The organism is Yoonia sediminilitoris, from assembly GCF_003058085.1.
Classification (GTDB): Bacteria; Pseudomonadota; Alphaproteobacteria; order Rhodobacterales; family Rhodobacteraceae; genus Yoonia; species Yoonia sediminilitoris.
On sequence record NZ_QBUD01000004.1, the window covers coordinates 162,742 to 186,239 of the forward strand.

The following is a 23,498-nucleotide window of genomic DNA, read 5'->3' on the forward strand; positions in this document are numbered from 1 at the left end:
AAATCAAATTACCAAACGTCTGGGCCTTTTTCAGCAAAGGTATGGACAAGAAAGTCTATAAACGCGCGCACCTTGGGTTGTGTGAATCGACCCGGCGGGTAGACGGCATAGATGCCTTGGGTTTCTTTGGGCAGATCAGGAATTGCCTCTTGCACCAGCCCGTCGCGCATCGCATCCGCGTAAAGAAAGCTGGGCAAATAGGCGATACCAAGACCCCCAATGCATGCATTCAGCAGGGATTGCCCGTCATTGACGGTCAACCATCCTGCTGTCCGCACTTGTCGCTTTTCGCCCGAGGGTGCTGTCAGTTTCCACACGGCTGAATTGGCCTGATTGGAATAATGCAGCAGCTTATGTTCGTTCAGATCGTCGATTTTCTCGGGGCGTCCGTACTGCTCAAAGTAGGCTGGGCTAGCGATCATACGTTTGGTGGTGTCTGTCAGTTTGCGCGCGCGCAGAGTGCTGTCTTCCAGTTCTCCGATGCGCACAGCCATGTCGAACCCTTCAGAGATCAGTTCGACATAGCGGTTATTGAGGACCATGTTCACGGTGATATCGGGGAACTCCGACAGGAATTCACCCAGCACCGGTGACATGTGGTTAACGCCAAAATCGGTTGCCACGCTGATCCGGAGCAGACCAGAAGGCGCCGATTGCATCGACGTAACAAGCGCGTCCGCCTCGCCGGCGTCGTTCAGGACACGACGGGCACGGTCGTAATAGGCCAGTCCGATTTCGGTTGGGCTGACCCTGCGGGTTGTCCGGTTCAAAAGGCGCGCACCAAGGCGCGCTTCGAGGGAAGAGACGTGTTTGGAAACGGCCGATTTGGATATGCCCATTTTTTTGGCAGCATCCGTAAATCCACCTTGGTCGACGACCGTGGCGAAAGCTTCCATTTCTGTCAGACGATCCATACCCAATTCCTAAACGCGATTTATTTAGCGGTATGGATGCCTGTCAAATCAGGCAGGAATGGGACCAATGCCTGACAATAAGGGGGTATAAGTGCGTTTGGTTCAACAGCGGAAACAGCAAGAACAACTTTCCCGCCGACCAGAACAGCGCCCTTGGAAATTGATTTCATTTAGCTATGCGAAGTAGCGGGATTCATATATGAGCAGCAATCCGCGTACCTTGGTCAATCGCGCGTTTTGCGTCCAGTTCCGCTGCAACATCGGCACCCCCGATGATATGCACCTTTCGCCCCGCCGCAATCAACGCATCGGCCAGCGACCGTTCGGGCAGTTGCCCGGCACACAGCACGATTGTGTCGACCGCGATAAGCTCCGGGTTCTTGCGGTCCTCGCCCTTGCTGATGTGTAGCCCGTCTGCGTCAATCTTTTCGTAATTGACGCCGCCGATCATCTGCACGTTCTTCATCTGAAGACCGGCCCGGTGAATCCAGCCGGTCGTCTTGCCCAAGCGCTTGCCCAGCTTTTCGGCCTTGCGCTGCAACAACACAACCTGCCGCACAGGCGCGTCCGGCTTTGGTCCCTCGGGCCGCAATCCGCCACGCACCTCTGCCGGGTCGCCGACGCCCCATTCCGCCAGCCATTCGTCCAGATCTTCGGTCGGGCTATCATTTGTCACCAAATATTCGGCCACATCAAATCCGATGCCGCCTGCCCCGACCACGGCGACCCTGTCGCCAACCTTGGCTTTGCCACGCAGCACGTCGATATAGGACAGCACGTTCGGGCCATCCTGCCCCGGGATCGCGGGGTCGCGGGGGATGACTCCCGTCGCGATGACGATTTCGTCGAAATCATCCAGCGTGTCTGACGTTGCTGTTGCGCCCAGCTTCAGGGTGATTCCGGCCCGGTCCACCATCGTCTTGTAGTAATCGACCAGCCCCCAGAATTCTTCCTTGCCCGGGACCTGTTTGGCCATGTTAAGCTGCCCGCCAAGCTCTGTCGCCTTGTCAAACAGGGTCACGGCGTGCCCGCGTGCTGCCGCCGTCAGCGCCGCAGACAGACCCGCAGGACCAGCGCCGATAACGGCAACCGCTTTTGCATCCGCAGCCGGTTCAATCGTCAGTTCGGTTTCATTGCAGGCACGCGGGTTCACAAGACATGACGACAGTTTGCCCCCGAACGTATGGTCAAGACAGGCCTGATTGCAGGCAATACAAGGCGCAATTTCATCCGGCTTGCCCGCTGCCGCTTTGGCCACAAAATCCGCGTCTGCAAGGAACGGGCGTGCCATGCTGACCATATCGGCGCAACCATCGGCCAAGACAGCCTCGCCCACGTCGGGCATGTTGATCCGGTTCGAGGTAATAATCGGGATTTGCACCGCGCCCATCAGCTTCTTTGTCACCCAGGTAAAGGCGCGGCGGGGCACAGAGGTCGCAATCGTCGGTATCCGTGCCTCGTGCCAGCCGATGCCTGTGTTCAGGATAGTTGCACCTGCGGCCTCGATCGCCTTGGCCAGTTGCACGACCTCTGCCCAAGTGGATCCGTTAGGCACCAGATCAATCATCGACAGCCGGTAGATGACAATGAAATCCGGTCCCACGGCTTCCCGTACGCGGCGGATAATCTCGACCGGCAGGCGCATCCGGTTCTCGTATGACCCGCCCCATTCATCGGTGCGTTTGTTGGTATGGGTGACAAGGAACTGGTTGATAAAATACCCCTCGGAGCCCATGACCTCGACCCCGTCGTACCCTGCCTGCTGGGCGCGGGTGGCGGCAGTGACGATATCGGCGATCTGCTTTTCAATGCCTTCGGCATCCAGTTCCTTCGGCGGAAACGGCGAAATCGGGGATTTGATGGCAGAGGGTGCGACGCAATTGGGACCATATGCATAGCGGCCGGCATGTAGAATCTGCATGGCGATCTTGCCGTCTGCCTCATGCACCCGGTCGGTGACAACCTTGTGGTTGGTGATGTCTTCATCCGTAAAAAGGCCTGCTGCGCCGGGAAAAACACCGCCTTCTGCATTGGGGGCCATGCCGCCCGTCACCATCAGGGCGACACCGCCGCGTGCGCGGGTCGCGTAGAATTCGGCAACCCGATTCCAATCCTTGGTTTCCTCAAGGCCCGTATGCATCGACCCCATCAACACCCGGTTCTTGAGTGTCGTAAAGCCAAGGTCAAGTGGTGCCAGTAAATGTGGATAGTGGGTCATGATACGCCTCCCGTTTGGGCAACAGTGCCCAATCCTGACAGAAACGTCACCCCAAAACGCGGCGTCATGATTTTGCAAAAACTGACTTGGGTTGCGCATTGACGTAAATCGGGTTTGCACCCACCCTGCGCCAAACGGAGGCAAGACCATGGAAGCAAGTTTTTCACGGCGCAAGCTGCTGACCCCCGCAGAATTGCGGACACTGTCAGAGCGGTCGGATATGCGTGGCGGCATGCAAATGGCCAGCCATCTTGGTGCCATCGTAATGGTCGGCTGGTTGCACTGGCTCGCCATTGGCACCGCATGGGTCTGGCTGACAGGGCTGGCGTTGGGCGTGTTGCTGAATTTCCTCTACGCGGCACAGCATGAATTGTCCCATGCGACCGTCTTCAAGACTCGCAAGCTGAACGAAGCCTTTGGCCGCATCATCGGCTTTGTCCAGATATTCCCCCGCGACTTCGACCAGATCATGCATTTCGCCCATCACCAATATACCCAGGACTGGGAACGTGATGGCGAACTGGTGCGTGAACCCTACACGCTGACCAGCTACCTGCTATGGCTCAGCGGGATCACCTATTGGCGCAATCGCATCGCAGGTACAATCCGGCGCGCACGCGGGATCATCATTGAGCCATACATCAGGGCAGAAGAAGAAGCCCGCGTGATCCGCGAGAGTCGTCTGCATCTGTTGGGCTACGGTCTGATTGCGGTCCTGTCGGTGCTGACCCAGTCCTGGGCCGCGCTGACCTTTTGGCTGCTGCCCATGATCCTGACCAAGCCGATCCACCAGTTGCAGAACACGATTGAGCATCTCGGCCTGTCGCATAATGACGATATCCTTGAAAATACCCGCTCAACCCGCGCGAACGCCCTGCAGCGCTGGCTTTGCTGGCAAATGCCCTATCACACGGCACACCATACATTTCCAGCCGTTCCATTCTGGAAACTGCGCAATCTGAACGCCAAGATCGAGGAAAAGACAGGGCCCGTGCACCGAATGGGCTGGCTGGAGTTCCAGATCGAGGTCATTGGCAAGCTCATGACCAAGGACGAAAGCCAATATCCGATGGACGAGGTCTGGATCATTCCGCGCACAGGTGGCCGCGTGACCCGTATGCCCGCTGAATGAGACGGCTTCAGGTCTATACGTCGCTGTGGGCCATGCAGCCGCATGACCCCACGGGGATCAATCTGCCATATGATCAGGTTTGCGAAATGGTGGCAAAGGCTGGTTTCGATGGGATGGCGATTGATCTAGGGGCCTCCGACGTTGCTGTGGCCCATGCGGTGCGCCCTCATATGGAGGCAAATAACCTGACCCCCTTGATCGTGGCCTTTCCCAAAACCATCGAAAGTCTTGAAGACACGCTGCATATGGCCGCCGACTTTGGCGCGCCCTTTGTTGACGTGATCGGACAGGTAATGCCAATTGTACTTGATGAAATGGTGCCTGTGATCGAAGCCTGGATTGCAATGGCCGACCGCATCGGCGTGCCGGTCCAGTTTGAAACCCACCGGAACTGCATCACGAACGACCTTTACACGACCCTGCAACTGTTGGACCGCATCCCCGACATGCGGATCTGTGCCGACCTGTCACATTATGTCGTGGACCGCGAATTCTGGTACCCCCTTTCCGACCACGACAAGGGCCTGATCAGTCGGGTCTTGCAGCGCTCGGACAGTTTTCAAGGGCGCGTTGCCTCGCGTCAGCAAATCCAGCTACAGCTGGATTTTCCGCAAAATCAAAAATGGGTGGCGCTTTTCAGGGACTGGTGGCGCGAAGGCTTGGCCGATTGGCGGGCACGCAACCGGACAGGCGATTGCATCTTTGCGTGCGAACTGGGCCCACCTGAATATGCCATGACAGGGCCGGACGGGGTCGAGATGTCAAACCGCTGGGAAGAGGCGCAGATAATCATGCGCTGGGTCCGCGACATTTGGGATGACTTGGGCGGCGACGATCCGGAAACAGACACCACGCCTTTCTGATCTAACCATCATTTCGAGTAGCAGCCCGTCAAGGTCCGCAATGCGGGACGTAACGGACCCCGCGCCATGATTGGTTTGCTACGCTTGAAACTCAAACTGAGACAAGGAAATTTGTTCGATCAGCTTATTAGTCCGAGCTGCCGAGCAATGGTTGCGCTGTCGTAATAATCTCGGCCCTCGACCACCATGCCGTCTTTGACGCGCATCACTGAGCAATACCGGACTTCAGCTCTCTTGCCGGTCGGCTGGAAATCTCCAAGACTTGAGCGCAGAACTCCGGTATGTGTTCCGGTGTTCCGAAACTCGACCGTCGCCCACTGCCCGTCTTGGCTGACCATGACGTTTTCGACTTTGCAAAGTCCATCCGGGAAGGCCTCTCGCCAGCGATAGTAGTCGGACTGGTAGGCTTCCTTGCCAGGAAGCTTCTCGCCGCGGGCAATATCTTCGAAAGCACAGTCATCAGCGATCACCTCCATGCCGCGATCGGGATCGCGCATATCCCACGACTCGTGAAATTGTCGGACAACCTTTTCAGTAGGGTGCATGATCTTGGCCCTTTTGGGTGTAGGTGCGTCGAGGTTAGCAGTAGACCTTCACAAGTCCACTGGAAAAATTTATTTCGGGCTCAAATCGGTCATCCATCGCACCAAGAGCAGAGTTCGCTTCGTGTCGTCTTATGACACAATGATCAAAGTTATGTGCCGTTTCACAAAGGACAGGGCGGGCAACAAAAAAGGGGCGGCCCTGTGGCCACCCCTTTCAAAACGCATTTTCGGGTAGCAGTTACGGCAGCAGCACTGCGTTGATGACGTGGATCACACCGTTTGATGCGATAATGTCTGCTGTGATGACGTTTGAATCCTCGACCTTCACGCCATCGCGTCCATCAATGTGCACATCGGCGCCGTTGACTGTTGCTACGCTCAACCGCTGGCCAGCCAACTGGTCAGATGTCACAGCACCGGGTACGACATGGTATGTCAGGATGGCGGTCAGCTGATCCTTGTTTTCCGGCAGCAGCAGGCTTTCGACTGTGCCTGCGGGCAGGGCCGCAAAAGCTTCGTCTGTTGGCGCGAACACGGTGAACGGTCCGTCACCTTTCAGGGTCTCGACAAGGCCAGCCGCCTGAACAGCCGCCACCAGCGTTGTAAAGCTACCGTTGGACACGGCGATATCGACGATATCAGGCTCTTTTTCCATGGTCGGGCTACATGCTGCAATTGCGGCGAATGCAGCGGCGGCGAATGTTGTCTTAAATGCGAAGCGACGGTTCATTGTAGGTTCCTTTCAAGTCCCTGTTAACAAAGTTGTTACGCCCCGCCCCTTGAGTTGGTTCTTTTTCTGACAATTTGTTGATGTGATGTATTAAATTGATCCAGCAGACGATTTGTAGCGTGGGGCGCCTAGCTTTCGTTACAGTGCCGCCGAAACGATTTTTTGAGCATATCCAGTTCACTACGCAGAAGGCTGATTTCGGACCGGATATCTGCGGCCATTGCCTCGCCCGACAATAGCGTGAAGCTGTCGAGTACGGCATCGTTTTCATCATAGAAAATGACCGTCTGGACCCCGTCACTGATTATCTGGGCGGGCAGCGAAAGGCGCACCAGCCAGACATCAGGCGCCTCCCCCTGCACCAACGCCAGCCCTTCAAGGTCCTTATCCAGATGGGCCGCGCGCAACACAGGCATTTCAGAGCCAGCACCACGCAACTCGCCTTCCCAAACGCCCGCAATCAGCCGTGTTTTCGTGAGTGTCAAATCAGCCATTGGTCCCCTGCCATTCCGTCAGATCTCCGCCCGGGGATAGCGGCAAAAATTGAGGTCGCGCAATGTGACCTTGTTCATCCCCGGATTTTCAAAGATCAGGTCCAACCACATTTTTTCGACCCGTTTGACATTCAATTCGCCGTAAGCAAGGTCGAAAGCGAGGGTTGCTTCGGTTTCATCATCCGGAACGGTCAACAGGTATTCCTGTACGTTCGGGCCGTGTTTGACGTTCAAACGGGCGTAAATTTTCATGGGATGTTCGCGTTCAACCGTCGCTGCAAGCTGGATCAGATACTGCTTGCGAAACGCTTCACAAACCTTGTCAGGCAAGTCGATGACCAGCGACAGGAAACTGCCCTGAAAGCCAAAGATCTCCATCGCGACCCCGAAAGGGGCAAGGTCATGGTCGCGGCTGTTGCGGACTTGTTGCAGCGAAATCTCTGACAGGGGACAGTCATGAAAGACCCTCAATTCTGTCCCAAGCCTTGCTTTGCTGCCGGCGGGTGCGATGCCCCTATGTGGCAAGGCACCGCGCCACAGTCGCGGCCGCCATGACCAGTCTGTGCCCGCAGGCCGGGCAAAGGTGCTTGACCCGATCCGCGGCAAGCCCAGGCGACCGTCGGCAATATGCGACAATTCCTGCAAGGGCACGCACAACTGACGCGCCATCTGGCGCTGGGCCCGCAACGTCGCAAGTTCCGCAGTCTCCGCTTCACGTGCGGCCTGGGTCCAACCAGTCAACATCAGACGATGGCGAAGCTTGCTGATAATGTTGTGTGGCTTCACCACCCTCTGCGCCCCTCGGGTTGGTTGACCGTCTGTTCGATTTTGTCAAACAGACGTCAATATTTACATAATTTACGCTTCTGGCTACGCACGCGGCTGTCCGTCGCCTGTACCGACCAGACCAGTGATGATCAGATCAAGCAACCATGCCCCCGACTCGTCAGACAAGGGCGACACAGCCAGCCCCCGCACGGCCACGGTCACAAGCCGTCCGTTGATGTCTGTAAACGCCCGCCATTCCTCTGCCCCGAGCCCGGCAAGCGGTGGTGCCCCGTTGTCGGTAAATTGCACGGTAACAGTGTTTTCCTCTTTGACAGTCTCGTTGACGGTGATCACCTGCGCATCCCCGTCTGCACTCAATAGGGCAGCACCCGCGTCCGAAGCCAGAAAACTGGCCAAATCATCCTCTGATCCGATGACTGCCCCGCTGTCGGCGGCCCCGACCTGCAATGTCGCTACACCCAGCACATCGGGCGCGGCATCACCAACCCCCAACGTGGCGCAAGGGGCCATGATCACAAATCCGGCCCCCGCATCACTGGCTGCGGGGTCAACGCAGTAGCCGGCAGGCGCAGTGGCGACGATGCCTGCATCTGCCAGCCTGAGCGATTTCTGTGGCGCAACAGTAGCGGACGAACAACCTGCGGCGGCACAGACCACCGCCAGTCCGGACAAGACATGCCGCAACGTCTAGAGGTCCATATAGATGTGCTTTTCACCTTTGGCACCGGGATGGGTCAGCGCCCCAAGCCGGGTCGAGCCCACAAGCTGCGCATATTTCCATAGCGCACCGGACGCATAAATGGTTTCGCGCGGCCCTTTCCAGTTGGCCTTGCGCTCCGCCAGTTCCTCATCGCTCAGGTCAACGCTGAGTTCACCGGTGATCGCGTTCAGCGTGATCATGTCGCCATTTTCCACCAGCGCGATGGGGCCGCCATGGGCCGCCTCTGGCCCGACATGGCCCACGCAGAACCCGCGCGTCGCGCCCGAAAAACGGCCATCGGTGATCAGGGCAACCTTTTTGCCCATGCCCTGACCGGACAGGGCCGCCGTGGTTGCCAGCATTTCGCGCATTCCTGGACCGCCAGAGGGGCCTTCGTTGCGGATCACGATGACTTCGCCTTCTTCATATTGACGGGCTTTGACAGCTTCAAATGCGTCCTCTTCGCATTCGAACACGCGGGCAGGACCCGTGAATGTCTGTTCTTGTGTGGACATACCGGCCACTTTTACAATTGCCCCTTCGGGTGCCAAGTTCCCCTTGAGCCCCACAACGCCACCCGTGGCTGTGATCGGCGTTTCGACTGGGTAGATGACCTTGCCGTCGGCTTCGCCCTTAATCATGTCGAGTTCTTCGCCAATCTCGCGGCCAGAGGCTGTCATGCAGTCTTCGTGCATCAGGCCTGCCTTGCGCAGCTCTTTCATCACGACGGGCACGCCGCCTGCCTCGTACAGGTCCTTGGCCACATACTGACCGCCGGGCTTGAGGTCGACAAAATATGGTGTGTCGCGGAAAATGTCGCAGACGTCGAACAGGTCAAAGTCAATCCCGGCCTCTGCCGCGATTGCAGGCAGGTGCAGTCCGGCATTTGTTGATCCGCCGGTGCAGGCCACTACCCGCGCCGCATTTTCAAGCGACTTGCGCGTCACGATATCGCGGGCACGTATGTTCTTTTCGATCAGGTTCATGACCGCCTCACCAGAAGCAACACCGTAATGATCGCGGCTTTCGTAAGGTGCAGGCGCGCCAGACGAATTCAGCAACGCAAGGCCCACAGCCTCGCTCACGCAGGCCATCGTATTGGCAGTGAATTGCCCGCCACAGGCCCCGGCAGAGGGGCAAGCCACCCGTTCAAGCACTTCCAGTTCGGCATCGGACATGTTGCCCGCCTGATGTTTGCCCACAGCCTCGAAGACGTCCTGCACCGTGACATCCTGACCATTCAGGCGGCCCGGCAGGATCGACCCGCCGTAGATAAAGACCGACGGGGTATTCAGACGTACCATCGCCATCATCATGCCCGGCAGGGATTTGTCACAGCCTGCAAGTCCCACAATGGCATCATAGCAATGGCCGCGCATCGTCAGTTCAACCGTGTCTGCGATCGCTTCACGCGACGCCAGCGACGACCGCATGCCCTCGTGGCCCATCGCAATACCGTCGGTCACGGTGATGGTTGTGAATTCGCGGGGGGTGCCCATCCCCTTCTTGACGCCAAGCTTGACAGCCTGCGCCTGCCGGTTCAGCGCAATGTTACAGGGTGCCGCCTCGTTCCAGCAGGTCGCAACACCCACCCACGGCTGGGCAATTGCTTCTTCATCCAGACCCATGGCGTAGAAATAGGACCTGTGCGGCGCGCGGCTTGGCCCTTCGGTCACATGGCGGCTGGGCAGGTTGGTTTTGTCGGTCTTGCCTTTGAGCATTGTCTCTCACTCCCGGAATTCAGTCCAGAAAGGGTCTAAAAGCCGGACCGTCCCAACGCAAGGCGGAATGCGCAGTTGCAGCCACGTCCGCAAGCTGCCTAATGTCGGCCATGAAAGACCATTACACGCCACTCGCTGACTTTGCACAGGCCGCCCGGCCCGTCACTTCCCCCTCTCGGGTGGTGTTCATGGTGGCATCATTTGCGCTCTTCTTCCTGCTGACGCCCGTCCTGATCAGCATTCTGCTGCCAGCCAATTTGCGCATTGCGTATCAGGAAGGCACCACAGCTTTGGGGACGCTGCTGCAATTTGCGAGCTTCGGTCTGCCCGCCGCAGCGTTTGTCTGGACATTGCAGCGCGTGCACCAGCGCGGATTCTGGTCGCTGATCGGGCCCTATCAAATGGCTTTTACCGATTTTCGGAAAGTTGCCATTGGCGTGGGCGGGGTTTTTCTGGCCCTTGAGGTCCTCCCGCCTTGGGTCGTGTTCAGCGAACTGGCCGACATACGCCCCATCGGCATCTGGGTGATGTTGTGGCCGTTTGCCTTTCTTGCAGTCCTTGTTCAGGTCACAACCGAAGAGATACTTTTTCGCGGTTATCTGCAACAGCAACTGGCCTGCCTTTCAAACAGCCGTTGGGTCTGGATGGTCGGACCGTCACTTCTGTTTGGGGTCGTTCACTACTGGAACGGCAACAGCGCGCCCGAAGGTGTCGTGTATGTCTTTTTTGCCACCATCCTTGGGATTGCCTGTGCGGATCTGACGGCACGCACCGGCAATCTGGGGGCAGCGATTGGGCTGCATCAGATTGTGAACATTTTCTCGTTGATGGTGATTGGCGTCGAAGGCTGGCCCAACTCCGGCCTCGCTCTGTTTCTTTATCCCTACGAAGACCCTGATAGATACAGCGCGCTCATCGCCCAGTTCCCCATGATCTGGAGCATACAGCAACTGCTTATGCTTGGCTTGTCTGTCCTGAGCGTCTGGCTGGCCGCACGCATCGCGCTGCGCAGATAGCTGGCACAGGCATGTCGCATTTGTCATTGCGACCTTTTTCGATTTCGAGCAGAGGTAGCGCAGATCAGCGGCGCGCATCGCCTGTGCAAAGAATAACGATCGCCTACGCCGCGCAAACCGCTGATTTTTCGTGAAATCCACGCTGACGGCACAGGATGAACGGGTCCTGTCCGTGGTACGTATTTAAGTATGACTGCTCAACGACGGTCCAGTTCCACCCTTTGCCTTCAGCGCACTGATTGCATTTTACCTTACAGCGGCATATCTGAGGCGCGATAACGCAAAAGGTTGCACGATGAACTGGATCACCAACTACGTCCGCCCCACGATCAACTCGCTTTTCTCTCGCCGTGAGGTCCCGGAAAACCTGTGGACCAAATGCGCCGAGTGCGGGACAATGTTGTTTCACAGGGAATTGGCTGACAACCTGAATGTCTGTACCAACTGCGATCATCATATGGCAATCGGGGCGCGTGACCGGCTGAGATCAGTGTTTGACGGCGGTGCTTTTGTCGACGTCGCTGTGCCTGACCCTGTTGACGACCCGCTTAGTTTTCGTGATCAGAAGAAATATGTCGATCGCATCAAAGAGGCCCGTAAAAAAACCGGCGAACGAGATGCAATGCTCGTCGCGGAAGGCGAGATGGGTCGCACACCTGTGGTCGTCGCGGTGCAGGATTTTTCATTCATGGGCGGGTCTATGTCCATGTATGTGGGCAACGCGATCGTTGCCGCAGCCGAGCGCGCTATCGAATTAGGTCGCCCCTTGATATTATTCTCTGCGGCCGGTGGTGCGAGGATGCAAGAAGGTATCCTTGGCCTGATGCAAATGCCCCGCACGACCATTGCGGTGCAAATGCTCAAGGAAGCGGGGTTGCCTTATATTGTCGTACTGACCCATCCTACAACGGGCGGGGTCACGGCGTCTTATGCGATGTTGGGCGATGTCCAGATCGCAGAACCCAACGCGCTCATCGGTTTTGCCGGCGCACGGGTCATCGAACAGACCATTGGTGAGCAATTGCCGGAAGGTTTTCAGCGGGCCGAATATCTACTCGACCACGGGATGTTGGATCGGGTAACCCGACGCACCGACCTCAAGGATGAACTTGTGACAATTGTCCGTTTGTTGATGCGGCTCGATCCGCCCGTAAAAGGCGATCTGCCGCCGCCGAATGAAACAGAAAAAGGCAAGCCAGAAAATCCGCTCAAGCGCAACGATCCGCTCAGCCCAGAAGAGGCGAAGTGACCCAACAGTCGGACTTGATCCTGCAACGCATGATGGCCTTGCACCCCAAGGTCATGGACCTTGTTCTTGACCGCGTATGGCGCTTGCTGGATGCGGTCGGCAACCCGCAAGACCGGTTGCCACCCGTTGTGCATATCGCGGGCACCAATGGAAAAGGGTCAACTCAGGCCATGATCCGCGCCGGATTGGAAGCAAGCGGCGCGGATGTGCATGCTTATACCTCGCCGCATCTGGCCCGATTTCATGAGCGGATCCGACTTGCCGGCGACCTGATCAGGGAAGAGGCCCTGACCGAGGTGCTTGACGAATGTTACAAGGCCAACGGCAGCACACCCATCACCTATTTTGAAATTACGACTGTCGCTGCTCTGGTTGCATTTGCCCGTACGCCTGCGGATTACACGTTGCTTGAGGTCGGCCTGGGCGGTCGTCTGGATGCCACAAACGTTGTATCCAAACCAGCGCTGACCGTGATCACGCCTGTGGATCTGGACCACCAACAATATCTTGGCAACACCCTGTCCAAAATCGCGACTGAAAAAGCAGGTATTATCAAGCGTGGCGTGCCCTGTGTTGTCGGCCCACAGCACACCGAAAGCATGGACGCGATCGAAGCTGTCGCCGCCCGCCATGGCGCGCCACTGCATGCCTACGGTCAGCAGTGGCATGTGACGCAGGAACGCGGTCGGCTTGTTTTTCAGGACGAAACCGGCTTGCTGGACCTGCCATTACCCAATTTGCGCGGTCCGCATCAGATCATGAATGCGGGGGCCGCTATCGCCGCCCTGCGCCTGCTTGGCAAAGACGAAGCCGCCTGCGAGGCGGCGGTCACGTCAGCCTACTGGCCCGCCAGAATGGAACGTCTGACGAATGGGTCATTGGTTGATCTGGCTGCACCGGCAGAGCTATGGCTTGATGGCGGGCACAATCCTGCGGCAGGCAAGGCGCTGGCAGATACCTTGCGCCAACAACCCCAAAAGCCAACACATTTGATCTGCGGTATGCTGAATACCAAGGATATAGATGGCTATTTGCGCCATCTCGCAACGACCGCCGATAGCCTTTTTGCAGTGTCCATTCCGGGTGAAGCCAACACCGTCCCGGCGGAGGACACAGCCGCCGCCGCCGCGCGCGTGGGTCTTGATGCCACGGTCGCCCCCGACGTACGCAGTGCCATCTCGACAATCACGCGGGCAACTCCGCATGCGCGCATCCTGATTTGCGGCTCGCTGTATCTTGCCGGGCATGTCATCCGCGAGAATATGACATGATGCGCGCCGGTGCTGTCGCTATGGCCGTGCTTGCCGGGCCGGCGCAAGCCGCTGACTATTATTTCTGTTGGATCGGGGCCAACGATTACACCATGACCGGCGCGATGAGCGTGGTGCACTCTGCGATCAACAAACCGATCATAACCGCGCCCGATGTGACAAATTTCCAGATCACCGGGTTCCACCAAGGATTTCCCATCGGGTCGTGGTCGCTCGCCAATCGCGCACCGACCGACACATGGGTGCTGAATTTTGATCCCGCAACGAATAGTTTTCTGCCCGGCGATGCATCACCACTGGGGTATACGCAGGGCTGGAACGCCGATGGGACGGCGACCGACTGCGGCCCCGGCGGATTTGGCTTTAACTCGGGCAATTACGCGCAGGATTTCTGTCTGAACGGCAAATGGATCGAAGAAAGCGGCATCGCGCCGGAAACGGTCTTTGTTGTCGGCCAAAGCCCACTGGACGCATCCTGCAATTTCTATCCTCCGACAAGCTAACGAAAGACAACAAATGGCTGACAGCAACCGCAAACCATCCCTTGTGACGCGCGTCGCGCAAGCGCTGCATTTCGTTGAGGCGGAAACAGGTGCGGTGACACCGGCGATCCAGCCTGCGGCGACCTATGCCCGGGATGAAAACTATGCGGTGCGCCAACCCTATTGGTATCGTCGCGATGGCAGCCAGACGACCGCGCAGGCCGAGGCAGTGATCGCCGAACTTGAGGGCGCGAAAGACGCGCTGCTTTTTTCGTCCGGTATGTCCGCCTGCACCGCCATTATCGAACATTTGCCAACCGGCGCGCACGTGGTTGCGCCAAAGGTCATGTATCACGGGGTGCGTGCACAACTGCAAAACTATGCGGCAAAGGGGCGGTTGGTCCTGTCCGACTACACTGCGGGCAATCTGGATGAACTGGCCGCCGCAGTCCGCCCCGGTGAAACTGCGCTGGTCTGGGTTGAAACCCCCAACAACCCGAATTGGGAAGTGACCGACATCGCCGCCGCCGCCGAGATTGCCCATGCTGCGGGCGCAAAACTGATGACCGACTGCACCGGCACCCCGCCCAGCATGACCCGCGCGCTGGATTTTGGCGCTGATTTTTCTTTTCATTCTGCCACCAAATATCTGGGCGGCCATTCTGATGTGACGGCTGGCGTATTGTCGGTGCGCGAGACCGGTGATTTCTGGGATGAAATCGCATTGATCCGCAAATTGCAGGGCACCGTCCTGCAATCCTTTGATGCGTGGCTTTTGATCCGGGGAATGCGGACCCTGTTTTTGCGGGTCGAAAAGGCCTGCAAGAATGCGATGGCCGTGGCCCAGCATTTCGACGGGCATCCACTGGTCGAAACCGTCTTGTACCCCGGCCTGCCCCATGATCCCGGCCATGCGGTTGCCAAACGTCAGACTGACGGCCAGTTCGGCGGCATGATGTCGATCATCACCAGGGGCACAGAGCAGACCGCCATCGACGTCGCCCGCTTTTGCGAGGTCTTTTACCCTGCAACTTCTTTGGGCGGTGTCGAAAGTCTAATCGAACATCGCAAGACGGTTTCCGGTGAAGGCTTCCCCGTGCATCCGCGCCTGCTGCGCCTGTCCATCGGGATCGAAGATGCCGACGACCTGATCTATGATCTAGAACAGGCACTTAGCCGTGCGCAGGGCCTTGCCTGATTTCAGCCGTGTCAACAAACGTTCAGGTCAATAGCTGAAGTTTTCCGCCGATTGATGATTGATTCGCGAATCAGAGGATTGACTGCGAATCACTTCTTCGACTAGATTCGTTGTCAATCGAAGCGCCCCATGAAAGAGGTGTATCGAAGCAGTCTTGGCAGGGCGAGTGGGCAGGCAAACGGCCTGTCTTCTTGTTTTCTTCTACAGGCATTCCCTAGGGCGCGCATGTCGTGGTGCGCGCCCAACGGATTTCTCCAAGAATCAGAACTGACGTCGCATTAAGCAGCAATCAACCGTAGCGCGGTTTTTGCCTTCATCCCGTTGCCGCCTCGCGCCTGTTCTTTCCACAGCGTTTCACGAAAAACCTTTCTCACAGCTTTTTGGGAAACGCCGTGCAACATTCATATGTTGTGGGCGTTTCGCCTTTATCTGATGTCGCAGGTTAAAGGCGAAACGCTTTTATGCCGTCACAAAAGCCCCACGATCAAATCGTATTTGGTTGTGCTGAATGACCTACGTCAATTCTGCCTGTGGAATTGCCAGTAAATTGGCCGGGATATAACGGAGAACGGTTGTGACCACAGACACCAAAACCCATCACACTACCTACATCAATGTTCCTGAGGCTGTCGGTGTGTTTGACAGTTTCGACTCGTTGCAGGCCGCTATCTACGATCTCCGGATGTCGGGGTTCAGTCGTGCTGACCTAAGCTTGCTGGGGGACGAGACGGCGATGAAAGAAAAGCTTGGTTCTGCCTTTTGGCGGTCAGCTGATTTGGAAGACAATCCGGATGCACCCCGCGCGGCGTTCGTGTCCGAAGAGGCGATCGGCGAATTGGAGGGTGCCATAATCGGAGGTTTTTTCTTTCTTGGATCCTATATCGCCATGGCTGCCATGCTGACTCCCATCAGCACGCTGGCCGCCTCAATCGCCGCTATCGCGATTGGGGGTGGCCCCGCTGCCGTCATCGGCGCGTTACTGGCGCGGCGGGTAGGTCAACACCACAAGGACTATTACGCCAATCAGATAGAAAACGGCGGTATTCTTTTGTGGGTTCGTACCGTCGACAAGACGAAAGAAGAGCTGGCTGTCAAGATCCTGAAGGGTCATTCAGGCCGGGACGTTCATGTTCATCCCTGGAGCGAAGCCTGAGGGTGCGCGTCGCAAGGCAGGGCGTATGACATTGACCTGATGCAGGAAAAAGCTGTGCGAACGCAAAATGAGACATTCGAATTCTGTAAACCGCCTCCCCCCACGGTTTCGCGTTGCAGATCGGCTCAATCAATTCGGGCAAATGAACGTCGGGCACTGACAATGTCTGTGTGACAGTGCCAAGCAGAAGGAGATTTATTATGACTTTCAACAGCGAACCATATATGGACTTCGATCAAAACGCTGTCATGGCAAAGCTGCGCAAAGGGTTTTTCTGGGCGGGCGGCGTCATGATAGTTCTGGGGGTGGCCGCGCTGTTCGTGCCGATGTTCAGTTCTCTTCTGGTCGAAATACTGATCGGATGGCTGTTGACCGTCAGCGGTTGCGTCATCCTGTTTGGAGCGTTTTCAATTCGTGGAACAAGTCCGTTTCTGTGGCAACTCCTCGTGGGTTTGCTCACGCTTGCGGCGGGGCTCCTTCTGCTTTTCTTTCCATTGGAAGGGCTTCTGGCGCTTTCCGCGCTTTTGGGAATTCTCCTTTTGGTTACGGGTGTTGCGCAGGCGCGGTTTGCGCTTTGGATACACCCGGCTCCGGGATGGGGTTGGGCGCTGGGTTCGGCGGTCATCAGCTTTGCACTGGGTTGCGTGATCCTGATCGCCTTGCCTAAGGCCTCTACCGTCGTTCTGGGCCTGATGTTGGGCATTGATTTGGCAAGTACCGGAACAGCGATGATTATCATCGGTCGTTCCATACCGTCAGAACCAGTCTAATAAGCACGGGTTAAATACCTGGAACCCAAACAGTGGTGCCGCATGGGCACCATTGAGGGGCGAATACCGCGTGTGGTTGGACGTCTTGGCCTGCGTTCGGAGGCCCCTGTTCTCGCGTCTAGGGTTTGCGGCGTTCCCCGACCTTGCGTCCCCAGCCCTCGGACTGCATTTCGCGCAATCGGCTGGCTGTCCGTTCAAATTCAAATGTCCCTTCGCCTTCGACATAGAGCATCTCGGGCTGCGCCGCCGCAGAACAGATCAGTTGAACTTTTCCCTCGTACAGCGCATCGACCAAGGTGACGAAACGCTTGGCTTCGTTGAAGTTGTTGCGCGACAGGGTGGGAATATCCTCAAGGATCAGCACCCGCACCGCGTCGGCCAGCGCCAAATAGTCGGCAGCACCCAAGGGCTTGCCGCAAAGGTCATAGAATTTCACCCGCGCCACCCCGTTGTGAAACCGCGGCAATTCCACCTGCCTGCCCTTCACATGCAGCGTCAGCCCTTCGCTTTCGCCCTTTGACAGGCTCTCCCAGATCTGGCGGATCGCTTGCCGCGATTCCTCGTTGATCGGCGTGAAATAGCTTTTCGTGCCAGCCAGCCGGTCCTGCCTGTAATCTGTTTCGCTGGTCAACTCATGGATGACCATCCGCTCTTTGAGCAGAGCGATAAACGGCAGAAATAACTGTCGGTTCAACCCGTTCTTATAAAGATCATCGGGGGGGCGGTTGGACGTGGTGACAATGGTGACACCGGCGGCAAACAGCGCCTCGAACAGGCGGCCGACCAGCATCGCATCCGTGATATCAGTGATTTGCATTTCATCAAATGCCAGAAACCTGACATCGCCCGCCAGTTTGGCCGCGACAGGGGCAATGGCGTCATCAACCCCCTTTTTACGGGCCTCTGTCATCTCGGCATGGACCCACTGCATGAACGCATGAAAATGCCGGCGCTGTTTGGGCACGTCGACGTGATCATAAAGCAGGTCCATCAGCATGGATTTGCCCCGGCCCACGCCGCCCCACATGTAAAGCCCCGGCACAGGTGGCGGGGCCTTGCGGAAGAACCCGGACTTGACCGGTGCCGCCAGCCCCGCGCGCACCCGTTCCAATTCCGGCAAAACCGCCAATTGAGCCGGGTCTTGGGTCAATGCGCCTGCCTTGACGGCGTCGTGATATGCATCTTGAACAGTCATGTTCGTGGGATACCCTGACCGGCAATGGTTGAAAAGCCGACAAGATTTGATGGGCCACTGGCGACACACACGCATACACGGTTGATATCGCCTGTCGAGATTGCGGTTTGCTCCGTTATCATGACAGGATTGGCCATACGCGCAATTCTTGGCGGCTTTTCAAATCCCATCGCAGATGATTTTGGCTGGTTGCAGTGCGATTTCAGTCTGACCGTCGCCATATCATTGATCGGGCTCGCCAAAAGTGGGGCAATTTCAGTCGCGCAGGGCAGACCGAATGGCTTCGATCAACTTGTTCACATGGGTGTACGGCAAAGCGTGATCCGCACCCTCTACAACTTCCTGCCGTGCGCTTCTGTTCCATTGTGCAAGCACGCCAAGCGCTGAAATCGGGATCACCTGATCCTGATCTCCCCAAACCGCAATCACCGGCACATCCTCGCGCCCCAGCATACGGTGTTCCGCTTCGTGCACTTCGGATAACATGCCACGCCTGCTTGACAGGATAGACGGCAGGTAGCCGCGCCTGTGCAACTCCTGCCGTTGTGCCATCAGCACCTTTTGCACCGACGGCTGGCGGGAACTCTTGGGAATGCTGGCCAGAATACGACGCCTTGCGAACATCCCATGCACCCAATCCCCCAACAGCGGTGTGCTTCTGCAAAAGGCCGCAAAACTGCTTTCTTTGACCTGGATACCCGCAGCTGCCAGCAAAATGACCCGCTTGATCTGGTGGGTGTTTTCCGCGGCATAAGCCGTCGCGATTTGCCCGCCCATGGAGTAGCCCACAAGCGTCAGTTCCTCTTGTGCGTTCTGGTGGGCCAAGAGGTCGGCCAATTGGCGCAGGAAGAAAGCCCTGTCCTGCTTGCCCTTGACCGCATCCGACAAGCCGCGCCCGTAAAGATCATACATCAGGACCCGATAGCCCATCTGGCCCAACCCTTCCGCGACCCCTTCGATTGCCACCGAGGGCGACGACAGCCCATGCACACACACGGCCACAGGCCCGCGCGTCGGTCCGACCCAGCGGTAGTGTGTCACCCCTTGTGACAATTGCGCAAAATCACCATCGGCCCCATGGCGCGCCGTCGGCCCCACTTCTGGCCGCAACCGCTCGATCAAAAAGGGCAGCGCCGCAAGCAGCACCATGCCTGTGAGAATACCAATCCACCACAGCATCGCATTCTACCTCTTAACTTGTGGCCAAAAACGCGTGCCAAGCGTCGAGTATGTATCGGCTGGTCATGAGATCAAGATGCGCCCCACCACCATTTTTGAAAAGTGTGATATCCTTGTCATCCTGCCTGCGCATCAAATCCATCTGGTAAAAATCGGCCATGACATCCGCGCGCTGAATTGCACCCTCTGCCAGCGGGATTTTCAACTCGCCGATATGGTCCATCGTCGTGTCCCGACTATCCACAAAGATGCGCGCTTTTTGCAGCGCCGTGTCGTCCACTTCGCGCATGTCAGGGCGGTAGGCGCCAATCAGGTCCACATGCTGACCGGGGCGCAGCCAATCCCCCTTGATGACGGGTTCTGTAGACATGGTAGCGCAGGTGATGATGTCGGCGGCCTGCACCGCCGTGGCCAGATCAGCCGCAACCGTGACGTCGGGATAGGCCTGTCGGAACGATTCGGCCCCGGCGGGCGAGCGGTTCCAAACCGTGAATTGCGCGTGTGGAAAGGCGGCACCGTAAGCCTGCCGCAGGGATGCACCCACCGTGCCCGCGCCGACGATCAGGATGTTCCGGCTGTCAGGCCGGGCCAGCCTGCGCGCAGCAAGCAGGCTGTCACCGGCGGTTTTCCATTTGGTCACAAGATGGAAATCCACAATCGCCTCAAGCCTGCCATCATCATCAGAAAACAGATTGACTGCCCCGCCGACCGTGGGCTTGCCCTGCGCCTTGTTTCCGGGAAAGATCGTCGCGCATTTCACAGCCAGCCCCATGCCTGAAATCCATGCAGACCGGTTCAGCAACGTGTTTTCACCCTGATAAAGAAACGTGTCCGACAGTTCGGCTTTGGGCAGCTTGTGACCTGCCACCAGTGCGTCGGTCAGACCGAGCCAGTCCAGATTGGCCTCGCCTTCAGTAAAGGGAATGTTGATCGTCATTGGGCGGCCTCCGGGCTGAGTAATCCTTCACGAACAAGCCGGTCGGCCCAACCTTGGGGACCATCAAACAGATGCGTCTGCCAGCCACGTGTCGCCGCAGTGTCCAGATTTTCGCGCCGGTCATCAACAAACAAAAGCGTTTCGGGGGCCAGTCCGCAGTCTTGTTCGACCATCTCATAGATGCGCGGCTCTGGCTTTACCTCGCCCATATGGCCAGAGATGTAGCGCCGGTCGAATTCGCCCAGAAACGGATAGACCGGTTCTGCGATAGCAAAGGGCTGGATGCCAAAGTTGCTGAGCGCAAAGACAGGCATGTCCGCCGCGCGCAATCCGCGCAGCAACCTGACAGAATGGTCAATCGTCGGCGTTGCCATATCAAGCCAATTGTCATGCCACATCAGCACCTCATCGCGCCAGTCAGGATGGGCGTCCGCGGCGGCATGGATCGTTTCGCGAAAACCGTGGCCCCGATCCACCTGATCGTTGATCCCGTGCAAATCAATCGCTGCAAACATGGCCTTGCGCCGGTCTGCACCGATCACCCGGTCATAAAACCGCTCTGGCTGCCATTCGATCAGCACATTCCCGATGTCAAAGATAACGGCATTGATGTCGCTCATGTGGGTCCTTCCTTATCGGGACAGTACAAAGCCCTGGCCCTAAGTCAAATCCTTCACCTGCGCCTCGCGCCAGACGGTGAACAGCCCCGCGCCCAATATCAGCGCCATGCCAAGATAATCCAGCGCGTCCGGGAACTCGGCAAAGACAATCATGCCCCAGACGACGGACATCGGCAGCGCCAGATATTCAAACGGGGCCACGAATGATGCTTCACCAACGCGGTAGGCCTGACTGATCAGATAGCCCCCAAATCCGGTGCAAATGCCAATAAACCCAAGAAACAGGTAATCGCTCACCAACGGCCAGCTCCATTCCCGCAGCAAGAACGCCAGCGACGGGTCCGTCTGATCGCCAAACCGTCCGTCGCCCACGGCAAGCCCCATCGCGATGCACACCAGCAAGAACATGAACTGGATATAAAAGGCCATGGTCGCGGCTGATTCCGTGCCCCCGATCTTGCGTGTGAGGATGTGGATTGTGGCGTAGAACACCGCAGCCACAAGCGGCAGCAAAGATGCAAACTGAAACGCCTCTGTGCCCGGCCGCAACATGATTAACACACCCGCAAAGCCAACTGCGATCGCCGACCAGCGCCGCACGCCAACCAGTTCGCCAAGGAAAATCACCGAAAAGACCGTAATCAGCAGCGGGCTGACAAAAAAGATCGCGACCGCGTCGGCCAATGGCATGGCAGCCAATCCCAAAAAGAACGCCATATTCGATGCGACAACACAAAGCCCGCGCAGCATATGCACCTTAAGCCGTTTGGTGCGTGCGACCGCCCAGCCGTCCGTCAGCGGCGCGATGAAAAAAATCACGATCGCCAGCCCGATTGCAGAGCGGAACATCACAACCTGATGCAGGGCATAACTTCCGCTGAGAAACTTCATCAGCACGTCGTTGAACGAAAAGAACGTCACCGCGACGGCAGCGCAAAGCGCACCCAGTTGGGTCGCGGTGAGGTTGGAAAGCCGGTTCATGGCCAAGTCGTCGCAGGGTATCGCGGGGGAGTCTATCCCTGTTCTGCGTTGCTCGCTCAGACCCCCTGCGCGGCCTGCCTGACCATCCGTTCCAGCGCGTCCAGAAACCGGGCACGGTCGGCCTTGCCGAAGGGCTTGCCGCCGCCTTGTCGAAACGGGTCAGCAGCGCGCATGTCTGCCATCAGATCACGGGTGGCCAGCACGTTGCCGATGTTGGCTTGTGTCAGCGGCTCGCCATTATGTTTCAGTACCAGCGCACCGCCTTCGATACAGCAGGCCGCGAGGGGAATATCACCGGTGATGACCACATCGCCCTTGGTGGCGCGGTCTGCGATCCACTTATCGGCCACGTCCGGCCCGTCAGGCACGACTACCGTTTCGACCAAAGGGTTCTGCGACGGCCGGATGCCGCCGTTGGACACCACAAACATTTTCAGTTTGTGGCGTGTGCCCACCCGTTCGACCTCTGCCTTGACCGGACAGGCATCAGCATCGACGTAGATCACTGATAAAGGGCCTCGGCATGGAAAGCGACGTGATCTTCCATGAAGCTGGCGATGAAGAAATAGGAATGGTCATAGCCTTTCTGGAACCGCAGATGGGCATATTGACGCCGCGCGGCTAACGCCTCGGCCAGATGCTGGGTGCCCAACAAATCGCCAAACTGGTCGTCAGTGCCGGTATCAATCAGCACCGGCCCCTGAAAACCCTTTTCGCGCATCAGCAGTGTGGCATCATGGGGCGCCCATTTGGTTTCATCAGCCCCCAGATAAGCTGTGAATTGCTTTCGTCCCCAATCGCTGGCGGTCGGATGGCAGATCGGTGCAAAGGCCGACACCGACTGAAACCGGCCCGGCAATGACATCGCCATAGTCAGCGCGCCGTGACCGCCCATGGAGTGCCCGCAAATCGACTGGCTTCCCATATCCAGCGCGAAATTGGCACCCAGAAGCGCTGGCAATTCATCGGTGATATAGTCCCACATCTGAAAATGCGGCTTCCACGGGTCTTGGGTGGCGTTCACATAAAACCCTGCACCTTGCCCCAAGTCATAGGCGTCATCGTCAGCCACGCCTTCGCCCCGCGGGGATGTGTCGGGGTAAACCAGCGCAATGCCATGTTGTGCGGCCCATGCCTGCGCCCCGGCTTTGGTCATCGCGTTTTCGTGGGTGCAGGTCAGTCCTGACAGGAACCAAAGGACGGGAACCGGGCCATGTTCTGCCTCTGCGGGCAGGAAAACAGCAAATGTCATGTCGCACTGACACACGTCAGACGCATGTTTATAAACGCCCTGAACGCCGCCAAAACACCGATTTTCTGAAATTGTTTCCATGCCAATAA

General features: G+C 57.5%; 24 protein-coding genes. 9 read left to right on the forward strand and 15 right to left on the reverse strand.

Annotation, left to right across the window (positions count from 1 at the left end; translation table 11 throughout):
- Positions 1-8: 8 nt before the first annotated feature.
- Together C8N45_RS10660 and C8N45_RS10665 are read right to left on the reverse strand one after the other, a co-directional pair.
- Complete coding sequence (locus C8N45_RS10660; protein WP_108386226.1) at positions 9-914, reverse strand: LysR family transcriptional regulator; 906 nt, start codon at positions 912-914, stop codon at positions 9-11.
- A 193-nt stretch (positions 915-1,107) separates the two neighbouring features.
- Complete coding sequence (locus C8N45_RS10665; protein WP_108386368.1) at positions 1,108-3,132, reverse strand: NADPH-dependent 2,4-dienoyl-CoA reductase; 2,025 nt, start codon at positions 3,130-3,132, stop codon at positions 1,108-1,110.
- 148 nt (positions 3,133-3,280) lie between these two features.
- Between C8N45_RS10665 and C8N45_RS10670 the strand changes: the two genes are divergently transcribed.
- Together C8N45_RS10670 and C8N45_RS10675 are read left to right on the forward strand one after the other, a co-directional pair.
- Positions 3,281-4,264, forward strand: coding sequence for a fatty acid desaturase (locus C8N45_RS10670; RefSeq protein ID WP_108386227.1), 984 nt, complete (start codon positions 3,281-3,283; stop codon positions 4,262-4,264).
- Entirely contained in the window at positions 4,261-5,127 is an 867-nt protein-coding gene (locus C8N45_RS10675) for a sugar phosphate isomerase/epimerase family protein (protein ID WP_168769451.1), read from the forward strand. Before C8N45_RS10670 ends, C8N45_RS10675 begins: the two co-directional genes overlap by 4 nt.
- 119 nt (positions 5,128-5,246) lie before the next feature.
- On the opposite strand, the gene C8N45_RS10680 is transcribed toward C8N45_RS10675, so the two are convergent.
- The 6 genes from C8N45_RS10680 to ilvD form a co-directional block, all read right to left on the reverse strand.
- Entirely contained in the window at positions 5,247-5,672 is a 426-nt protein-coding gene (locus C8N45_RS10680; protein ID WP_108386228.1) for an ester cyclase, read from the reverse strand.
- 238 nt (positions 5,673-5,910) lie between these two features.
- On the reverse strand, positions 5,911-6,402 hold the full coding sequence (locus C8N45_RS10690; RefSeq protein ID WP_108386230.1) for a fasciclin domain-containing protein: 492 nt from the start codon (positions 6,400-6,402) through the stop codon (positions 5,911-5,913).
- A 128-nt stretch (positions 6,403-6,530) separates the two neighbouring features.
- Entirely contained in the window at positions 6,531-6,896 is a 366-nt protein-coding gene (locus tag C8N45_RS10695; protein ID WP_108386231.1) for a hypothetical protein, read from the reverse strand.
- An 18-nt stretch (positions 6,897-6,914) separates the two neighbouring features.
- Complete coding sequence (locus C8N45_RS10700) at positions 6,915-7,685, reverse strand: DUF6478 family protein (RefSeq protein WP_309498827.1); 771 nt, start codon at positions 7,683-7,685, stop codon at positions 6,915-6,917.
- Positions 7,686-7,766: 81 nt separating this feature from the next.
- Positions 7,767-8,369: a dihydroxy-acid dehydratase gene (locus tag C8N45_RS10705; RefSeq protein ID WP_108386233.1), complete on the reverse strand. Its 603-nt coding sequence runs from the start codon at positions 8,367-8,369 to the stop codon at positions 7,767-7,769.
- Between the two features lie 3 nt (positions 8,370-8,372).
- Entirely contained in the window at positions 8,373-10,106 is a 1,734-nt protein-coding gene (ilvD, locus tag C8N45_RS10710) for a dihydroxy-acid dehydratase (RefSeq protein ID WP_108386234.1), read from the reverse strand.
- 101 nt (positions 10,107-10,207) lie between these two features.
- Here ilvD and C8N45_RS10715 point away from each other — a divergent pair, with 101 nt between their 5' ends.
- The 7 genes from C8N45_RS10715 (at position 10,208) to C8N45_RS10745 (ending at position 17,245) form a co-directional block, all read left to right on the forward strand.
- On the forward strand, positions 10,208-11,122 hold the full coding sequence (locus C8N45_RS10715; RefSeq protein WP_108386235.1) for a CPBP family intramembrane glutamic endopeptidase: 915 nt from the start codon (positions 10,208-10,210) through the stop codon (positions 11,120-11,122).
- Positions 11,123-11,417: 295 nt separating this feature from the next.
- Positions 11,418-12,371, forward strand: coding sequence for an acetyl-CoA carboxylase, carboxyltransferase subunit beta (accD, locus tag C8N45_RS10720; RefSeq protein WP_108386236.1), 954 nt, complete (start codon positions 11,418-11,420; stop codon positions 12,369-12,371).
- A gap of 29 nt (positions 12,372-12,400) precedes the next feature.
- Complete coding sequence (locus C8N45_RS10725; RefSeq protein ID WP_108386370.1) at positions 12,401-13,642, forward strand: bifunctional folylpolyglutamate synthase/dihydrofolate synthase; 1,242 nt, start codon at positions 12,401-12,403, stop codon at positions 13,640-13,642.
- A complete protein-coding gene (locus tag C8N45_RS10730; RefSeq protein ID WP_108386237.1) occupies positions 13,639-14,145 on the forward strand; it encodes a hypothetical protein in 507 nt (168 codons plus the stop codon). Before C8N45_RS10725 ends, C8N45_RS10730 begins: the two co-directional genes overlap by 4 nt.
- A gap of 13 nt (positions 14,146-14,158) precedes the next feature.
- Positions 14,159-15,322, forward strand: a complete 1,164-nt coding sequence (locus C8N45_RS10735) for a trans-sulfuration enzyme family protein (RefSeq protein ID WP_108386238.1) — start codon at positions 14,159-14,161, stop codon at positions 15,320-15,322.
- Positions 15,323-15,896: 574 nt separating this feature from the next.
- The gene (locus C8N45_RS10740; protein ID WP_108386239.1) at positions 15,897-16,475 is read left to right on the forward strand and encodes a hypothetical protein; all 579 of its coding nucleotides are present in this window, start codon (positions 15,897-15,899) and stop codon (positions 16,473-16,475) included.
- A 200-nt stretch (positions 16,476-16,675) separates the two neighbouring features.
- The gene (locus C8N45_RS10745) at positions 16,676-17,245 is read left to right on the forward strand and encodes an HdeD family acid-resistance protein (RefSeq protein WP_108386240.1); all 570 of its coding nucleotides are present in this window, start codon (positions 16,676-16,678) and stop codon (positions 17,243-17,245) included.
- Between the two features lie 118 nt (positions 17,246-17,363).
- Here C8N45_RS10745 and zapE read toward each other — a convergent pair whose 3' ends face one another.
- The 7 genes from zapE to fghA all read right to left on the reverse strand — a co-directional run bounded on the left by zapE (position 17,364) and on the right by fghA (position 23,490).
- Positions 17,364-18,440 carry a cell division protein ZapE gene (gene zapE, locus C8N45_RS10750; protein ID WP_108386241.1) on the reverse strand — a complete coding sequence of 359 codons (1,077 nt, stop codon included), beginning with the start codon at positions 18,438-18,440 and terminating at the stop codon, positions 17,364-17,366.
- Between the two features lie 255 nt (positions 18,441-18,695).
- Entirely contained in the window at positions 18,696-19,619 is a 924-nt protein-coding gene (locus tag C8N45_RS10760; RefSeq protein WP_108386243.1) for an alpha/beta fold hydrolase, read from the reverse strand.
- A gap of 13 nt (positions 19,620-19,632) precedes the next feature.
- On the reverse strand, positions 19,633-20,556 hold the full coding sequence (locus tag C8N45_RS10765; RefSeq protein ID WP_108386244.1) for an ornithine cyclodeaminase family protein: 924 nt from the start codon (positions 20,554-20,556) through the stop codon (positions 19,633-19,635).
- Complete coding sequence (locus tag C8N45_RS10770; RefSeq protein ID WP_108386245.1) at positions 20,553-21,176, reverse strand: HAD family hydrolase; 624 nt, start codon at positions 21,174-21,176, stop codon at positions 20,553-20,555. Before C8N45_RS10770 ends, C8N45_RS10765 begins: the two co-directional genes overlap by 4 nt.
- A gap of 39 nt (positions 21,177-21,215) precedes the next feature.
- Positions 21,216-22,157: a DMT family transporter gene (locus tag C8N45_RS10775; RefSeq protein ID WP_108386246.1), complete on the reverse strand. Its 942-nt coding sequence runs from the start codon at positions 22,155-22,157 to the stop codon at positions 21,216-21,218.
- Positions 22,158-22,213: 56 nt separating this feature from the next.
- Positions 22,214-22,663, reverse strand: a complete 450-nt coding sequence (locus C8N45_RS10780) for a YaiI/YqxD family protein (protein ID WP_108386247.1) — start codon at positions 22,661-22,663, stop codon at positions 22,214-22,216.
- Positions 22,660-23,490 (reverse strand): S-formylglutathione hydrolase, encoded by an 831-nt coding sequence (gene fghA, locus C8N45_RS10785; RefSeq protein WP_108386248.1) that lies wholly within the window; start codon positions 23,488-23,490, stop codon positions 22,660-22,662. The genes C8N45_RS10780 and fghA overlap by 4 nt, the downstream gene beginning before the upstream one ends.
- Positions 23,491-23,498 lie beyond the last annotated feature (8 nt).

What these genes read in the sequence shown, in the direction of transcription:
- C8N45_RS10760 (WP_108386243.1), bottom strand. Translation starts at nt 19,619, where the DNA reads ATGCTGTGGTGGATTGGTATTCTCACAGGCATGGTGCTGCTTGCGGCG.
- C8N45_RS10695 (WP_108386231.1), bottom strand. Translation starts at nt 6,896, where the DNA reads ATGGCTGATTTGACACTCACGAAAACACGGCTGATTGCGGGCGTTTGG.
- C8N45_RS10680 (WP_108386228.1), bottom strand. Translation starts at nt 5,672, where the DNA reads ATGCACCCTACTGAAAAGGTTGTCCGACAATTTCACGAGTCGTGGGAT.
- C8N45_RS10670 (WP_108386227.1), top strand. Translation starts at nt 3,281, where the DNA reads ATGGAAGCAAGTTTTTCACGGCGCAAGCTGCTGACCCCCGCAGAATTG.
- C8N45_RS10725 (WP_108386370.1), top strand. Translation starts at nt 12,401, where the DNA reads ATGATGGCCTTGCACCCCAAGGTCATGGACCTTGTTCTTGACCGCGTA.
- C8N45_RS10675 (WP_168769451.1), top strand. Translation starts at nt 4,261, where the DNA reads ATGAGACGGCTTCAGGTCTATACGTCGCTGTGGGCCATGCAGCCGCAT.
- C8N45_RS10730 (WP_108386237.1), top strand. Translation starts at nt 13,639, where the DNA reads ATGATGCGCGCCGGTGCTGTCGCTATGGCCGTGCTTGCCGGGCCGGCG.
- C8N45_RS10690 (WP_108386230.1), bottom strand. Translation starts at nt 6,402, where the DNA reads ATGAACCGTCGCTTCGCATTTAAGACAACATTCGCCGCCGCTGCATTC.
- C8N45_RS10660 (WP_108386226.1), bottom strand. Translation starts at nt 914, where the DNA reads ATGGATCGTCTGACAGAAATGGAAGCTTTCGCCACGGTCGTCGACCAA.
- C8N45_RS10765 (WP_108386244.1), bottom strand. Translation starts at nt 20,556, where the DNA reads ATGACGATCAACATTCCCTTTACTGAAGGCGAGGCCAATCTGGACTGG.
- fghA (WP_108386248.1), bottom strand. Translation starts at nt 23,490, where the DNA reads ATGGAAACAATTTCAGAAAATCGGTGTTTTGGCGGCGTTCAGGGCGTT.
- C8N45_RS10745 (WP_108386240.1), top strand. Translation starts at nt 16,676, where the DNA reads ATGACTTTCAACAGCGAACCATATATGGACTTCGATCAAAACGCTGTC.
- C8N45_RS10715 (WP_108386235.1), top strand. Translation starts at nt 10,208, where the DNA reads ATGTCGGCCATGAAAGACCATTACACGCCACTCGCTGACTTTGCACAG.
- ilvD (WP_108386234.1), bottom strand. Translation starts at nt 10,106, where the DNA reads ATGCTCAAAGGCAAGACCGACAAAACCAACCTGCCCAGCCGCCATGTG.
- C8N45_RS10735 (WP_108386238.1), top strand. Translation starts at nt 14,159, where the DNA reads ATGGCTGACAGCAACCGCAAACCATCCCTTGTGACGCGCGTCGCGCAA.
- C8N45_RS10665 (WP_108386368.1), bottom strand. Translation starts at nt 3,132, where the DNA reads ATGACCCACTATCCACATTTACTGGCACCACTTGACCTTGGCTTTACG.
- C8N45_RS10775 (WP_108386246.1), bottom strand. Translation starts at nt 22,157, where the DNA reads ATGAACCGGCTTTCCAACCTCACCGCGACCCAACTGGGTGCGCTTTGC.
- accD (WP_108386236.1), top strand. Translation starts at nt 11,418, where the DNA reads ATGAACTGGATCACCAACTACGTCCGCCCCACGATCAACTCGCTTTTC.
- C8N45_RS10770 (WP_108386245.1), bottom strand. Translation starts at nt 21,176, where the DNA reads ATGAGCGACATCAATGCCGTTATCTTTGACATCGGGAATGTGCTGATC.
- zapE (WP_108386241.1), bottom strand. Translation starts at nt 18,440, where the DNA reads ATGACTGTTCAAGATGCATATCACGACGCCGTCAAGGCAGGCGCATTG.